The organism is Ciceribacter azotifigens, from assembly GCF_048159625.1.
Lineage (GTDB): Bacteria > Pseudomonadota > Alphaproteobacteria > Rhizobiales > Rhizobiaceae > Allorhizobium > Allorhizobium azotifigens.
Genome location: NZ_JBLQTA010000009.1, coordinates 104,883 through 119,773 on the forward strand (window position 1 = coordinate 104,883; position 14,891 = coordinate 119,773).

At 66.0% G+C, this 14,891-nt stretch carries 11 protein-coding genes and 1 tRNA gene; 8 read left to right on the forward strand and 4 right to left on the reverse strand.

What is annotated here, in order from left to right; translation table 11 throughout:
• Positions 1-10 precede the first annotated feature (10 nt).
• Both ACM6UT_RS14405 and ACM6UT_RS14410 read right to left on the reverse strand, forming a co-directional pair.
• Positions 11-1,582 (reverse strand): ABC transporter permease, encoded by a 1,572-nt coding sequence (locus tag ACM6UT_RS14405; RefSeq protein WP_416798086.1) that lies wholly within the window; start codon positions 1,580-1,582, stop codon positions 11-13.
• 215 nt (positions 1,583-1,797) lie between these two features.
• Positions 1,798-5,256 (reverse strand): ATP-binding protein, encoded by a 3,459-nt coding sequence (locus ACM6UT_RS14410; protein WP_416798035.1) that lies wholly within the window; start codon positions 5,254-5,256, stop codon positions 1,798-1,800.
• A gap of 228 nt (positions 5,257-5,484) precedes the next feature.
• On the opposite strand from ACM6UT_RS14410, the gene ACM6UT_RS14415 reads away from it, so the two are divergent.
• Complete coding sequence (locus ACM6UT_RS14415) at positions 5,485-5,934, forward strand: phasin (protein ID WP_114362562.1); 450 nt, start codon at positions 5,485-5,487, stop codon at positions 5,932-5,934.
• A gap of 138 nt (positions 5,935-6,072) precedes the next feature.
• Positions 6,073-6,149: transfer RNA gene (locus ACM6UT_RS14420), tRNA-His, on the forward strand.
• Positions 6,150-6,230: 81 nt separating this feature from the next.
• On the opposite strand, the gene ACM6UT_RS14425 is transcribed toward ACM6UT_RS14420, so the two are convergent.
• A complete protein-coding gene (locus ACM6UT_RS14425; RefSeq protein ID WP_416798036.1) occupies positions 6,231-6,662 on the reverse strand; it encodes a DUF1810 domain-containing protein in 432 nt (143 codons plus the stop codon).
• A 262-nt stretch (positions 6,663-6,924) separates the two neighbouring features.
• Between ACM6UT_RS14425 and ACM6UT_RS14430 the strand changes: the two genes are divergently transcribed.
• Together ACM6UT_RS14430 and ACM6UT_RS14435 are read left to right on the forward strand one after the other, a co-directional pair.
• Positions 6,925-7,191, forward strand: a complete 267-nt coding sequence (locus tag ACM6UT_RS14430; RefSeq protein WP_416798037.1) for a hypothetical protein — start codon at positions 6,925-6,927, stop codon at positions 7,189-7,191.
• A gap of 94 nt (positions 7,192-7,285) precedes the next feature.
• Positions 7,286-7,966 carry a phosphoribosyltransferase gene (locus tag ACM6UT_RS14435; RefSeq protein ID WP_416798038.1) on the forward strand — a complete coding sequence of 227 codons (681 nt, stop codon included), beginning with the start codon at positions 7,286-7,288 and terminating at the stop codon, positions 7,964-7,966.
• Between the two features lie 12 nt (positions 7,967-7,978).
• On the opposite strand, the gene ACM6UT_RS14440 is transcribed toward ACM6UT_RS14435, so the two are convergent.
• On the reverse strand, positions 7,979-9,469 hold the full coding sequence (locus tag ACM6UT_RS14440) for a ribose-phosphate diphosphokinase (protein WP_416798039.1): 1,491 nt from the start codon (positions 9,467-9,469) through the stop codon (positions 7,979-7,981).
• Positions 9,470-9,655: 186 nt separating this feature from the next.
• On the opposite strand from ACM6UT_RS14440, the gene ACM6UT_RS14445 reads away from it, so the two are divergent.
• From ACM6UT_RS14445 to ACM6UT_RS14460, 4 genes are read left to right on the forward strand one after another with little or no spacing between them, the layout of a single operon-like run.
• A complete protein-coding gene (locus tag ACM6UT_RS14445) occupies positions 9,656-10,690 on the forward strand; it encodes a hypothetical protein (RefSeq protein ID WP_416798040.1) in 1,035 nt (344 codons plus the stop codon).
• Positions 10,691-10,735: 45 nt separating this feature from the next.
• Positions 10,736-11,392 carry an ABC transporter ATP-binding protein gene (locus tag ACM6UT_RS14450; protein WP_416798041.1) on the forward strand — a complete coding sequence of 219 codons (657 nt, stop codon included), beginning with the start codon at positions 10,736-10,738 and terminating at the stop codon, positions 11,390-11,392.
• Positions 11,392-13,800, forward strand: a complete 2,409-nt coding sequence (locus ACM6UT_RS14455; protein WP_416798087.1) for an ABC transporter permease — start codon at positions 11,392-11,394, stop codon at positions 13,798-13,800. Before ACM6UT_RS14450 ends, ACM6UT_RS14455 begins: the two co-directional genes overlap by 1 nt.
• The gene (locus tag ACM6UT_RS14460) at positions 13,790-14,878 is read left to right on the forward strand and encodes a lipocalin-like domain-containing protein (RefSeq protein ID WP_416798042.1); all 1,089 of its coding nucleotides are present in this window, start codon (positions 13,790-13,792) and stop codon (positions 14,876-14,878) included. The genes ACM6UT_RS14455 and ACM6UT_RS14460 overlap by 11 nt, the downstream gene beginning before the upstream one ends.
• The last annotated feature ends 13 nt before the right edge of the window (positions 14,879-14,891 follow it).

Consider the following 14,891-nt stretch of genomic DNA (forward strand, 5'->3'; position numbering starts at 1 on the left):
GCCGGGGCGCTCAGCCCCGGTTTTCGAGCGAGCGAGAGACGAGCACGACCGGGATCAACCCGGCGATAATGATGATGAGCGCGGCAACCGAAGCGTCCTGCACCTTTGCCCGCGAAGCGTCCTCGTAAACGAGGGTCGCGAGCGTATTGAAGTTGAAGGGGCGAAGCAGGATCGTTGCCGACAACTCCTTCATCGTCTCGATAAAGACGAGGAGTGCGGCGGTCAGTACCGCCGGCCGCATGTTCGGCAGCAGCACTTCCTTCAGGGTCTGGAAACGGGTGCGCCCGAGCGCCCGCGCCGCCATGTCGAGGTGCGGCGAGAGTTTGTGGAAACCGGCGTCGATGGTCCCCTCCGCCATGGTGAGGAAGCGAACCGTCGCGGCATAGACGATGGCAAAGCCGGTGCCGGATAGCAGCAAGCCCGTCGAGATGCCGAACGTCGAGCGCAGCGCACCGTCGACGGCGTTGTCGATTGCCGCAAACGGGATCAGCACGCCCATGCCGAGGATCGTTCCTGGCACGCCGTAGCCGAGCGAGGCGAGGCGGCTTGCGCCCGTCGTCAGCATCGTACGTTCGGTCCGCGATGCATAGGCTAGCATGAAGGCGAGAAGGATCGTTACCACGGCCGCCGAAGAGGACACCAGTATCGAGTGGCCGAGCGCCTTCAGGAGGCGCGCATCCGCGAAATCGTCGAGGCGGCGAAGTGCGAAGGTCGAGAGTACGGCGACCGGCGTCACAAAGCCGATGAGGACCGGAATGCTGCAGAAGATTGTCGCGGCCCACCGGCGGGCATCCGTGAGCTTCAGGCGCACGGCGTCGGGAACGACCGCCGTCGTCTTGTTGGACGAAAAACGCTGCAGGCGCCGCGCGCGGCGTTCGATCACCAGAAGACCGACGACGAAGACGAGCATCACGCAGGCGATCTGGGCCGCACCCGAAAGGCTGCCCCGGTTGAGCCAGGTGTCGTAGATCGAGAAGGTGAGCGTGTTGACGCCGAGATATTCGACCGCGCCGATGTCGTTCAGCGTTTCCATCATGACGAGCGTCAGCCCGACGATGATCGCCGGCCGCGCCATCGGGATTTGCACGCGGGCGAAGACCCTGAGCGGTCCTGCGCCGAGAGTGCGCGCGACGTCGGCCGCAGCCCGGCCCTGCATGACGAACATCGAACGGCAGGCGAGATAGACGTAAGGGTAGAGCACCGCCGACATCACCAGCACGGCCCCGCCGAGCGAGCGAATGTCGGGAAAGCTGTAGTCGCGGGCCGACCGGAAGCCGAAGAGCGCGCGATAGGCGCTCTGTACCGGACCGGTGAAATCGAGGAACTCGCCGAAGGCGTAGGCCGCGAGATACGAGGGGATCGCGAGCGGCAGCACCAGCGCCGAGGAGAGAAACCGCCGCAGCGGGAAATCGCAGGAGGCGACGAGCCAGGCGGCTCCGATCCCGAAAATGCCGGTCAAGACGCCGGTGGCGGCAAGCAATGCGAGTGTGCGACCGGTCGCGCGCGGCACCACATTGGTCAGCATGTGCTGCCAGTCGCCGCTGTCGGCAAGACCGATCGCGAAGATCGCGACGATCGGCATGGCCACGACGACCGCGGCGACGATCGCCGCCAGGGAGGCAATGCCGAACCGGCCGTGCGCCGATCTCGCGTATTCTGTCGCTGCTTCGGACGTTTCGACCGACAAGCCCTTCGCCTCCGATACCAGATGCCTCGCCCGCGACGGGCGACCCACGACGACCATCTAGCGGAAACGGACAGGGAAGGGAACCGGCGGCATTACCGCCATGTGTGGCGTCAGTTCGCCAGGACGCGCGGCGAGGGGAAGGTGATCTCGACGAGCGTGCCTTCGTTCGGCGCCGAGTGGATCGCGAAGCTCGCCCGGTTGGCATCGACCATCGCCTTGGTCAGCGGCAGTCCGAGCCCGGTGCCGTCACTGCGGCCGCGGCCGCCCGCAGCGACCTGCCGGAACGGCTTCATCGCCATTTCGAGTTCGGTGCGCGACATGCCGATACCGGTGTCGCGGATGCGCAGCACGACGCTGCCGTTACTCTCGTAGGAGGTCGACACGATGATCTGCCCGCCCGAGGGCGTGAAGCGGATGGCATTCGCCAGGATGTTGAGGACGATCTGCTTGATCGAGCGGAGGTCGGCGACCACGTTCGGCACGGACTGCGAAAGCGCCGTGCGGATGATGATCCGCTGCGTGTTCGCCTGCGGCTGGACGAGCGAGACGGCAGACGCAACGGCTTCGTTCAGGCCGACGGCTTCGAAGTCGAGCTCCATCTCGCCTGCCTCGATCTTGGAGATGTCGAGGAGGTCATTGACGATATCGAGCACGTGGCGGCCGGAGCGAACGATGTCGTTGGCGTATTCGGTATAGCGCGGATGGCCGATCGGACCGAAACGCTCGCCGGCCATCATGTCGGCGAAGCCGATAATGGCGTTGAGCGGCGTGCGGATTTCGTGGCTGACGCGTGCGAGAAAGTCGCTCTTGTGGGTGTTGGCGGTTTCGGCGGCACGCTTGGCGTTGCGCAGTTCCTCCTCCGTCCGCTTCCATTGCGTGATATCGCGGATGACGGCGCAGTATCCGTTCGAGGAGGCGAGCTTGCCGATGGTCATGAACAGCGGCAGGAACCCGCCGGACGCCTCGCGGCCGATCACCTCGCGCCCGTCGTTGAGCACGCTCGCGACACCATGACCGGCAAGGCCCGCCAGATAGTCGAGCACCGCCTTCTGGCTCTCGTGGGCAAACAGCATCACGAAAGGTTTGCCGCGGGTCTCCGCCTCGTCGAAGTTGAAGAGGGCGCTTGCTGCACGGTTCATCGAGCGGATGTCGCCCTCGGGACCGAGGACGACGACACCGTCGGTTGCCGTCTCGAGGATCGAACGCAGTTCCTCGATTTCCGCCTTCAGCGCCTGGCTTTCCTCGATGGGCTTCGGCGTGGGCTCGACCACGGTCGGCTGTACGGGGGGGCGAGCGGCCTTCACCGGAGCTTCGGTGGGAATGAGAGCGAGCAGGAGTGCGCTCGACTGCTCCCAGCGCACCGACTGCAGGCGCGCGGTGACCGGCACCAGCTGGTCGTCGGCGCGCACCACCACAATGCCGCTTGCCTGTTCGGCGGCGCCTTCCAGCTCCTGGCGCTGAAGCAGCGCGTCGAGGCCGCCGGCCTCTCCCAGCGCTTCCAGGGAGTCGTAGCCAGTGAGGTTCAGGAATTCCGGGTTGGCGTGGATCAGCCGGTCACCGACGTTGACGAGCAGTGCCACAGGCATCAGGTCGATGACATCCGGCGAAAGGCCGATATCGCGCCGGCTGCGTGGCAAGGCTCCCAACGCCGATTGCGGAATCTCCGCTGCGGGCTCGTCCGGCGTCGCGTCCGCGGGCTTCTCTGGGACAGCAGCGGCCTGCTCTTCCGCCATCTCTTCCGTTTCCGGCAATGCGGTTTGCGGCTCGGGCCGATCGGGTCGGGCAACGGTCGGCTCCACGGCCTCCGCGCGAGCTTGCTCCTGTTGCGGCGCTTCGGCGCCGATCAGGCCGTTCGCCTCGAGCCGCCGGGCGATCTCGCGGAAAGCCGCCTGCTCGCCCGGTGTGAGGCCGTCGCGGCTGCGCGCGCGCCGCTCTTCGAGCTGCACCACCTTGTCGGAATGCCGTTTACCGGGTGTCTCGGAGATGAGAAGCGCCGGAGGCTCGCCTTCCGGCAGGGAAGGCTCCTCCCGCACTTCCGCGGCCTCTGCGACGATGAAGGTCTCTGGTGGCGCGGTTGCCGGGGCTTCTGGGGTCTCTGCGGCGGGTTCTCCGGCCGGCGGCGAGACCTCGTCGGAGGGTGCGCCGAGCGTCAGGCCGGTGCCGGCGGTGTCGACGACGGTGTCCGCCAGTCGCACGATGCCGAAGCCGCGGAACCCGTCGAAATCGCGGTTGCGGTCGTAGGTGGGAAGCGCAGCGAGATCGACGGGCACACGCAAGGTCGTGCCTTCCACCGGCCAGGAAACCGTGCGCCCGGACCACGTGTCGCGGCGCTTCAGGAGGTCGGCGATCTTTCCCTCGGGATCGAGGTTGAACGTCTGTGCGACCTCGGCGAAGGTCAACCCTTCGATCGCCGCCGAATGCGGCCCGACGGCTTCGGCAAATTCCTTTGAGATTTCGCTGAAACGACCTTCGGCGTCGATCTTCCAGACGAAGCGGGAGGCGCGATTGCTCGGACGGTAGATGAAGCCGCCGCCGGATTTCGTCTCGGGCGTGGCCGCATGCACTTCGGGCGCGGCAGCCTTCTCAACCGCAGCTGGAAGCCCCGCTTCTTCGCGCGGCCCTTCCTCCGCGGCTTGTGGTTCCATGGATGTCACGGCTTCTTCGGCCGGTGCTTCCGAAACGTCCACGACGGGAGGGACGGCTTCATCCGCCTCGGCCTCTTCCGTCTCTGCGCCTTCCGCGTCGGGTGTCAGGACCTCGGGCGCCGTCTCGATCTCCTCGATGTCGCCGATCGCGTCGACCACGGCACCGTAAGCGGTTGCGGCATCCTCGACCGGCGGTTCTTCGGCGGTCGGCGGTTCCGTTGCGGGTTCCTCGAAGCCGCCGCTCGGGTCGAGATTGCCGAGGATGGTCTCGACCGCGAAGAGGAGATAGAGCGCCGGGTCGTCAGCAACCTTGCCGATCGCCGCCGGCAGATAGCCGCGGCCGGTCGGGATCGGACGCTTCACCAGGCGGTCGCGGTCGGCATCGACGAGCGATACCAGCGTTCTCGCGGTCTGGGGCGTGATAGACAGGCCCGAAAAGGCGGGCGAGGCGGCAACGATTCGGCCGTCGGCGGCGAGCATCGCCATGTGCGTGTCCGGGTCGTCGAGCCCCGTCAGCATCTCGCTCGCGCACTCGTCGGTGGTCGGCCGTCGGCCGGTCGGCGGGATTGCGAGCAGGACCACGGGCTCTCCGGCGCGAATCTCGACCATTTCGGCCGTCGCCTGGACGGGGATGCGCTGGAAGCCCTGGGTCAGACGAAGAAGCAGCGAGCGCTGCTCGCCGACCTTCTGCAACCGCCGCGCCGTCGATTCGATCTGGCGAAAGGCGAGGTCGTTCCTGTCCGGTCCCTGGTCGAGGAAGTCGTAGATGGAGCCGTTGCCGAAGAAGCGCGCGCCCGCGCCGTTCGCCCAGAGTACCTGCTCGAGCCCGGCGGAAAACAGCACCAAGGCCTCGCCGCGCGCAAAGCGCCCGCGGACACTCTCGTGCACGGCGACGTCGATGAACGGGTACTGCTGAACGTGCATGATGGACCTAAGCTAGCAACCGCCGCGTTGTTCGGCAATTAACAGATTCTTAATATCTCCCGGCGCCGCAAGGGTCCAGCGCGACAGGTCGCTTTCGGAAAGTACGGTTAATCGTTCCGGTCATTGTGCATCGCACAAAAATGTTGCAATGCACAACGGGAGATGCTATATAAGGGACATTCAATCCATTCGGGCGCCTTAGACGTCCCAACACAGGAGTGCATCGAAATGGCAAATGCAAACAAAAGCGACGTCTTCTCCTTCTCGGCTTTCGACCCGTCGAAGTTCACCGAGACTTTCCGCGACTTCGCCGAAAAGGGCGCCGCCCAGTCGAAGGACGCCTACGCCAAGATGAAGACCGCCGCCGAGGAAGCCAGCAAGACCGTCGAGAACACGATGCAGACCGCGCAGGCCGGCACTGTCGAACTCGGCCTCAAGGCCATCGAAGCCCTGCGGACCAATGCCGACATGTCGCTTTCCCATATGGAAGCGCTGCTCGGCGTGAAGTCGGTTGCCGAGCTCGTCGAACTGCAGACCGCCTTCCTGCGCAAGCAGGCCGAGGTGACGGTCGAGCAGGCGAAGGCCATGCAGGAAGCCGCCAAGAAGGTCGCCGAGACTGTCACCAAGCAGGGCAAGGAAGCCGCCGACAAGGCCATGTCCTCGCTGAAGGTCGCCTGATCCGGGGCAATCCGCATCGCCGAAATGAAAGGGCCGGGGCTTTGCTCCGGTCTTTTTTTGTCCTTGTCGAAAAGGGCTTGAAAAAATCGCCGAGTGCTCGTATGTGACCCCCTACAACGTCCCCTGGACGCTGGTTGTGCGGTTGTAGCTCAGTTGGTTAGAGCGCAGGTTTGTGGCACCTGAGGTCGTAGGTTCGATTCCCACCAACCGTACCATTTCTTCTTTCACTCATTTCCGAAATTTGCCGTTCCCTGGTCGCGATCAACGCGGGGAACAAGCTCGTCCCGGCCTCGCCGCTATTTCTCGCGGCTGAGAAGCGAGAGCGTGCGCGGGTCCGGACTGGCGTAGAAATGCCGGAGCGCCTCGCCGAAGGGGTGATCCGCGGCATCCGCCGCGAGGAAGAGCGTCAGGCACGAACGGAACTTGGCATCGTCGGGTGCGCCGAAGATCGCGTTCGCGCTCCGCCCCGGATGCGAGAGCACGGCTTCGACGCATTCCGTCAGCCGAGGTCCGAGCAGCGGATGGTCGAGATAGGCGCGGGCTTCGTCGAGCGAGGCGATGCCATAATGTTGCGCCATCGGCGAGTGGCCGAGGCCGGAGAGCTGCGGAAAGACGAACCACATCCAGTGCGTCCGTTTGCGGCCCTCGCGCAACTCCCGGAGCACGTCGGCATAGACCGGCGCCTGCGCCTCGACGAAGCGTTCGAGATCGAAACCATTGTTCCTCATCACCGTCTCCTCGACTTGCCTCCCGTCCGACGGCGCCGACTGAGCGGCGGCCGGGTGTCGAGGAACGATTTTCTCCCAGGCGTGCAGGATTGCAACAGGTCGCATTCTGCCCATTTTTTGCCCGAAAGTGCCGTGATCTTTCGTGTCGGGGACGAGGCAGGCGTTCGGGAGGCGCCTGGCGGCGCACAATTCCCGCCGTGACTTTGTCGTCCGAATCGGATGAGAGAGCCCGCTCGAATAAGAAGCATGAGGGAGGTAACCCTTGGATATCTCTGAAGACGACGTCGCCCTGATCCGGGTTATGAAGCGCTACTTTGAAACCAAGGCCGAGGTCGGCGCGCTGAAGGTGCAGCTCGAGGCGGCACGCCGCGCCGCCGGGGCGGAGATCGCGGCGTTCTACGATCCGCGCAGCAATCTCGAACATGCGGATGTGATCGTCCGCCAGGAGCAGCTGAAGCGGGACATGCTGCGCCTGATGGATTGGGCCGAAGCCTGGGGGCGTGGCGAGACCAGCGGTTCGGTCGGCTGAGCCGCCGCGACGATCGCGCAATTGCGGTGAGCCCGCCGGCGGCGTTATGGTTGCGCAGGAACCTGCAAGCTGCTCTTCGAAGGGAGATGGCCTCATGTCCTTTGCCGATCGGGAAGAGGCGGGCGAACGGCTCGCCACAGTGCTCGCCGCCTATCGCGGTACGGACGCCGTGGTGCTCGCGCTGCCGCGGGGCGGCGTCGAGGTAGCTCTGCCCGTCGCACGGGCGCTCGGCCTGCCACTTGATCTTCTCCTGGTGCGCAAGATCGGTGTTCCATTCCAGCCGGAAGTCGCCATGGGCGCGATCGTCGACGGCGACAGGCCCGAGATCGTGCGCAACGAGGACGTGATCCGCTATGCGGGGGTGTCGGACAAGGATTTCGACGCCGCCTGCCGCAAGCAGCTCGAAGAGATCGAACGCCGCCGCGGTGTTTACCTGAAGGGTCGCGAGCCTGTGCCGGTCGGGGGCAGGACCGCGATCGTGGTTGACGATGGCGTGGCGACGGGAGCGACGCTGAAGGCGGCCCTGAAGGGCCTCGCGGCGAAGAACCCGCGCCATATCGTCGTCGCCATGCCGGTGATCCCCGCAAGTCTTCTTCCCGAACTCGAGGAACTTGCCGAAAAGGTCATTTGCCTCGAAGATCTCGGTCCGATCGGCGCGGTCGGCGCCCACTATCGCCATTTCCCGCAGCTCGAGGACGCCGATGTCGTCGCCTGCCTGGATGCTGTGGCAAAGCCAACGGCCGCGAGTCCAGGCGGGGGCCTTCCGCCGACCTGAGATCGCGGGCGATCAGTTGCCGGAAGACACCTGGCAGCGGGTGATGGCCGCCGCGAAAGTCTCCGCGACCGAAACGGTTTCCAGCCGTTCGCCAAGCGGCGAGGCGGCGGCATCGACCTGCACGGTGTCGGTGATCAGCAGTTCCGCGATCGGCGCTCTGGCGAGACGTTCTTCCGCTCCTTGTGAAAACAGCGCATGCGTCGCGATCAGCCGAACTTCCTTCGCACCACGCGCCATGCAGGCCTCGGCCACCCTGACCATCGTTCCGCCGGAACTGATGAGATCGTCGATGATGATCGCCACCCGATCCTTCACGTCGCCCGCGAAGAGGTCGCCGGAAACGACGCCGGCGCTCCGCTGTTTTTCCATGAAAGCCTTGCCGACCGGTCGTCCGAGCTGCTTTTCCAGCCGTTCGCGGAAGCTGTCGGCGCGCTTGCCGCCGCCGAGATCGGGCGAGACGACAGTGACCTCGGCGGAGCCGACCTTCTCTACCGTGTGGCGGGCGAAAGCGTCATAGGCGTCGAGATGCAGCGTCGGAATGCGGAAGGACGACTGGTAGGCCGCGACATTGTGAGCTTCCATCGTGATCACGCGGTCGGCGCCCATGGCCTCGATGAGTTCGGCGACGTAGCGGCCGGTCAGCGGATCACGCGACTTGGTCTGGCGGTCCTTCCGGAGGTAGCAGAGATAGGGTGTGACGGCGGTCACGCTCCTCGCGCCGTTGGTCTTCAGCGTCGCGATGAAGAAGAGCAGCCGGCAGAGCCTGTCATTGGTCGAATGGCCGCCGCCACCGTTGAGGCTCGCGATGACGAAGGCGTCACGGCCGCGCACGCTTTCGAGCGGCCGCGCCTTGTGCTCGCCGTCCTCGAATTCCCGCTCTTCGAGCAGGCTCAATTCAAGTCCCATTGCGCGGGCGACCCGGCCGCCGAACTCGATGTCGCGGGCGAAGGAGAACAGCAGGGGCGCGGTTGCGGCGACAGACTTGGCCGGGCCCGCAGCGGCCGCGGCGACCGGGCGCAGCAGGACGCCGCCGAAGACCGCATCGATCGATCGACCGTCCCCGGAGAGTGGCGCGACGACGATTTCCGCGACAATGCGGCCGCCGTCCGCGGCGTGCGTCGTGAAGGTGGCTGAGATCGGCTCTCCCGTCCGGCAGACGAATTCGAAGAGCATGCGCAGCCGGACGCTGCCGCGTGGGAAGGCCGCATCCGACAGCAACCGCGTGTCGCCTTCGTCGCCGATCAGGGGGCGGACGGCATCGGCGCCTGCATGGAGCACGTAGTCGCGCTCGGCCGTCTTTGCCCGGCGAAAGATGAAGGCCGCCCGGGGGCTGGCCTGTGCCGCGGGCTCGAGCGCCGCGACCGTTGGGGCGATCAGGTCGGCGCGCTTGTCTTTCCACACATCAAGAAGCGTCGCGAGCACCTCGTCGCGCGGACTGGGCGCGCTGTCGATGCGGTTGAAGAACTGCTTCAGGCCGGGGTCGAGTTGGGCAAGCACCGTCATGATAACCTCGCATTGCATGCGTGAGCGTCGGCCTTGAGCCTTGTCACGTCTGCAGGGCCTCCGTCTTGATCGGCATCAAAGGACAGTAGGCGGCCTTCCGCAAGACGCACGTTGACACGCGTCAAGGCATCCCTGTCTAATCCTTCGCATATTATGATGCCTTCATGAACGGAAGCCATAGGCCTCATGCCGGTTACGATCGAAGAAAAGCTCGACGCGCTCAAGAATCCCGCGACCTACGGCGACGCGGCGGGCGAGGTGAAGGCCGTAGAAACCCATATGTCCTGGGTCTTTCTCGTCGGCAGCGAGGTCTACAAGATCAAGAAGCCGGTGCATTTTCCCTTCGTCGACTTTACGGCGCTCGAGGCGCGCGAGCACAATTGCCGCGAGGAAGTGCGCCTGAACCGCCGGCTGGCGCCGGATGTCTATCTCGGCGTCGTCGCGCTGGTTCGCCGGGTGGACGGTCTCCTTGCGCTCGGAGGACCCGGCGAGACGGTCGACTGGCTTGTCCGGATGCGCCGTCTGCCGGCCGAAAACATGCTGAGCGCGGTGCTCGCTGCCGGCGGTGCCAACGGGATAACCGCCGACCGGCTGACGCGGGTGCTTGCGGACTTCTATCGCAAGGCGGAGCGCTCGCCGCTTTCCCCGCAGGAGCATGTGCAGTGTTTCGAGAGCCAGCAGGCGCAGAACCGGCAGGTGCTCTGTCATCGGGAATTCGATGTCGACGCAGAGGCGATCCGGCATGTGCTGAGCCGCCTCGATGAATGCCTGCATGTGCTCAGGCCGCTCATCGAGGCGCGGGTGGCCGATGGCCGCTTCGTCGAGGGGCACGGTGACCTTCGCCCGGAACATGTCTGCCTGACTGAGCCGATCGTCATCATCGACTGCCTGGAGTTCAGCTATCAGCTCCGCCTTGTCGATCCTTTCGACGAGATCGCCTTCCTCGGCATGGAGTGCGCCTTCCTCGGCGTACCGGAGATCGGTGAGGAGCTTTCGGCGCGTCTCGGAGCAGCCTTGAACGACTCGGTCGCGCCGGAGCTCTACCAGTTCTATTCGGCCTTCCGAGCGACGATGCGCGCCCGCATGGCGCTCGGCCACCTCGTCTATGGATCTGCGACGAACCGCTCCGCCTGGGAACGCAAGACCGACCGCTACATCGCGCTTGCAGGGCATTTTCTTGCCAAACCGGAACTGGCGGCCGTCTCCGTCCGCGGTATGTAATTGACGCCGCGCCGGACCTGCTCCGCGCGGAACAGGGGAGACGTGATGCTGCTTCGACTGCGCAAGGTCAGCAAATCCTACATGACGGCCGAGGGGCCGCTCGAAATCCTGCACGAAGTCGATCTCGCGCTCGATGCCGGGAGCACGCTGGCGCTCACCGGGGAATCGGGAAGCGGCAAGTCGACCCTCCTTCATCTCGCCGCCGGCCTCGACAAGGCCGATTCCGGTGTGGTCGAGGTCGCAGGTCAGGAGATCGCGACGCTCGATGACGGGGGAAGGGCCGCTTTGCGACGCGGCACCGTCGGTCTCGTATTTCAGCAGTTCAACCTCATTCCCTCGCTCGATGTGGCGGCGAACCTTGCCTTTCATTCGCGTCTCGCCGGTCGGCATGATCCCCACTGGCAGGCCGAACTGACCGAGAGGCTCGGGCTGACCGGTCTCGCGCGGCGCTATCCCGAGCAGCTTTCCGGAGGCCAACAGCAGCGGGTCGCGATCGGCCGGACACTTGCCGCGCGCCCGAAGCTGGTGCTGGCCGACGAGCCGACCGGAAATCTCGATGAGCCGACGGGCGACGCCGTGCTGGCCCTGATGCTGACGCTGGTCGCCGAAACCGGGGCCGCTCTCCTGATGGTCACCCATTCTGAGCGGCTCGCCGCGCAGCTTGATCGCCGCGTGCATCTCAAGGCCGGGCGGATCGCATGATGTGGCTCGCGGGACTGGGCGCACTCCTTTCCCACTGGCGGCGCCAGCCGCTCCAATTCGCCATGCTCTTCGCCGGGCTGGCACTTGCAACCGCACTCTGGTCCGGCGTGCAGGCGATCAATGCCGAGGCGCGGGCGAGCTATGGCCGGGCTGCCGCCATGCTCGGGCAGAACCGGCTCGAACAGTTGGTGTCGAAGGACGGAGGATCGATCGCCGGCGATCGTTTCGCGACGCTGCGCCGCGGCGGCTGGCTCGTCTCGCCGCTTGTCGAGGGCGAGTTGCGGGTGGGCACCTTGCGCCTGCGGTTGATCGGCATTGATCCCCTGACGCTCCCCGCCGAGGCGCGACAGGTGGAGGTGACCGGCGGCGACGCACTGCGTCGCTTCCTGACGCCGCCGGGCCTCCTCTTTGCAAATCCCGAGACGGCAGGGCAACTTGCCGGTGACGGGCTGCCTCCCGTCGAGATCTCGGAGGATCTGCCGGCCGGAACCGTTATCACCGATATCGGTGTCGCCCGACGGCTTCTCGGGCAGACGGATTCCATATCGCGCTTCGTCGTCGCTCCGGAACAGCCTCTGGGGCGAACGCCGCTTGCCGATATCGCACCGGATCTGGAGCTGCGAAAGCCCGACGCGCAGGGCGATCTCGCCCGCCTCACCGACAGCTTTCACCTGAATCTTACCGCCTTCGGCATGCTCGCTTTCGTCGTCGGTCTCTTCATCGTCTACTCGGCGATCGGTCTCGCCTTCGAGCAGCGGCGACCGACCCTGCGCACGCTTCGCTCACTGGGTCTGCCGGCGAGCGCCTTGACCATCCTGCTCGTCACCGAACTGGCGATCTTTTCGCTGGTTGCCGGGCTCGTCGGCGTGGCGCTCGGCTATCTCGTCGCCTCGGTGCTGCTGCCGGACGTCGCAGCGACCCTCCGTGGCCTCTATGGTGCCGACGTGCCGGGCACGCTGCAGCTGCGGCCGGAGTGGTGGGCGACGGGGCTCGCGATCGCTGTTGCCGGAACGCTTGCCGCCGCCGGCCAGAACCTCTGGCGTGCCGCCCGCATGCCGCTTCTCGCCCCCGCCCAGCCACGCGCCTGGGCGCGCGCCTCGGAGGCGGGGTTGCGGGTACAGGCCGCCGCCGCCGTTTCTCTGTTTGCCGTGGCACTCGCTCTTGCCCTCTGGGGAAAGGGCCTCCTCGCCGGATTCGCCTTGCTCGGCGCCTTGCTGCTCGGCGCGGCGCTCCTGCTGCCGGTGCTACTGATGGTGCTGCTTGCGCTGTTCGAGAGGCTCTCGTCGGGACCGGTCTCGGCCTGGTTCTGGGCCGACACCCGCCAGCAGCTGCCACGGCTCTCGCTGGCACTCATGGCGCTCTTATTGGCCCTTGCCGCCAATGTTGGGGTCGGCACCATGGTTGCGAGCTTCCGGCTCACCTTCACCGGCTGGCTCGACCAGCGGCTGGCCTCCGAGCTCTACGTGACCGCGCGAACGGAGGCCGAGGCGCGTGCGCTGCGCAGCTGGCTCGAACCGCGCGTCGACGCCGTGCTGCCGATCTGGCATGCCGAAGGCGAGGTACTCGGCGAGCCGGCGGAAATCTACGGCGTTGTCGATCATGCGACCTACCGGGAGAAATGGCCGCTCATCGAGTCCGTGCAGGGCGTCTGGGACGCCGTTGCTCGCGGAGACGCAGCGGTGGTCAACGAGCAGCTCGCCCGCCGCCACGGTATCGCGCCCGGCGACCGGCTGGCCCTGCCGGGAGGCTGGACGGTCACGATCGCCGGCGTCTATTCCGACTACGGCAACCCGATCGGCCAGGTGATCGTCGGCATCGATGCGCTCACCATGCATTACCCGGTGGTGCCGCGGCTGCGCTTCGGCCTCAGGCTTCCGCCGGCCGAAGCGCCGGCGCTTGCCGAGGCTTTGCGGACGGAATTCGGTCTGCCGCCGCAGAATGTGCTCGATCAGGCGACGATCAAGCAGCGCTCGCTGCAGGTGTTCGAGCGCACCTTCGCGGTGACGGCTGCGCTCAACGTGCTGACTCTCGGGGTTGCCGGCGTGGCGATGTTTGCGAGCCTCACCACGCTTTCCGGCATCCGCCTCGCGCAGATCGCGCCGGTCTGGGCGATGGGGCTCACGCGAAAGCGTTTGGTGCTGCTCGAACTCCTGAGGACCATGCTGCTTTCGGCCTTCACGCTGGTTGCGGCGCTTCCCGCCGGCATCGGCCTCGCCTGGGTGCTGCTTTCGGTCGTCAACGTTGCCGCTTTCGGCTGGCGGCTGCCGATGTACCTCTTCCCGGCCGACTGGCTGCGCCTTGCCTTCTTCGCCGGACTTGCGGCACTCGTCTCGGTTGCGCTACCATTGCGCCGGCTCGCAAGGGTGACACCCGCCGATCTTCTCAAGGTCTTCGCCAATGAACGTTAGACCATACCTCGTCCGCCTTCTTTTCCTCGTCCTTTCAGCGCTTGCGGTGCCCCCCGCATCACCATGGGCGCAGGGCTTTGCCGGCCTCGGCACGGAGGCCGAGGGCTTCGCCGTGCCGGAGCGGGGCGTGCCTCTCGTTTTCCCGCGCGATCATGCCGCTCATCCCGACTATCGCATCGAATGGTGGTACCTGACGGCGAACCTGAAATCGGCCGACGGGCGGAGCTTCGGGCTGCAATGGACGCTGTTCCGCTCCGCGTTGGAGCCCGGCGGCAAGGAAGCTTCCCAGATCTGGATGGGACATGCGGCGGCAACATCGGCCGAACGGCATTTGGTCGCCGAACGCCTCGCCCGCGGCGGCACCGGGCAGGCGGGTGTGGCATTAACGCCTTTTTCGGCATGGATCGATGACTGGAAGATGGAAAGCCGCGTGAGCAAGGACGTGCTTGCCACCGGTGCCGACCCGTTGTCGCAGCTTGCGCTCGGCGCCTCGGGCAAGGATTTCCGTTACTCCATGGATCTGCAGGCGAAGGGACCACTCGTGCCGCAGGGGGACCGCGGCTATTCGGTCAAATCGGCCGAGGGGCAGGCGAGCTACTATTATTCGCAGCCGTTCTACACGATTGTCGGCACGCTGATCCTGCCGGAGGGGGAGGTGGCCGTCACGGGCGAGGCCTGGCTCGACCGGGAATGGTCGTCGCAGCCGCTCTCCGCCGGCCAGACCGGCTGGGACTGGTTCTCCCTGCATCTCGGCGGCGGCGAGAAACTGATGGCCTTCCGGCTGCGCGGGAATGGCGAGGGCTACATGTCCGGCACGTGGATTTCCGCCGACGGGCGGCCGACGCCGCTCGGTCCCTCCGACCTCATGGTCACGCCCCTCGATACCACAAGGGTCGCCGGTCACGTCCTGCCGGTTCGCTGGCGGGTGCAGGTTCCCGGCCACGGCGTCGACGTGACGACCGAAGCACTGAACGACGATGCCTGGATGGCCGTTTCATTTCCCTACTGGGAAGGGCCGATCCGCTTCTCAGGCTCGCACGAGGGACAGGGCTATCTGGAAATGACGGGATACAAGTAGGCGCCGGCCCGGT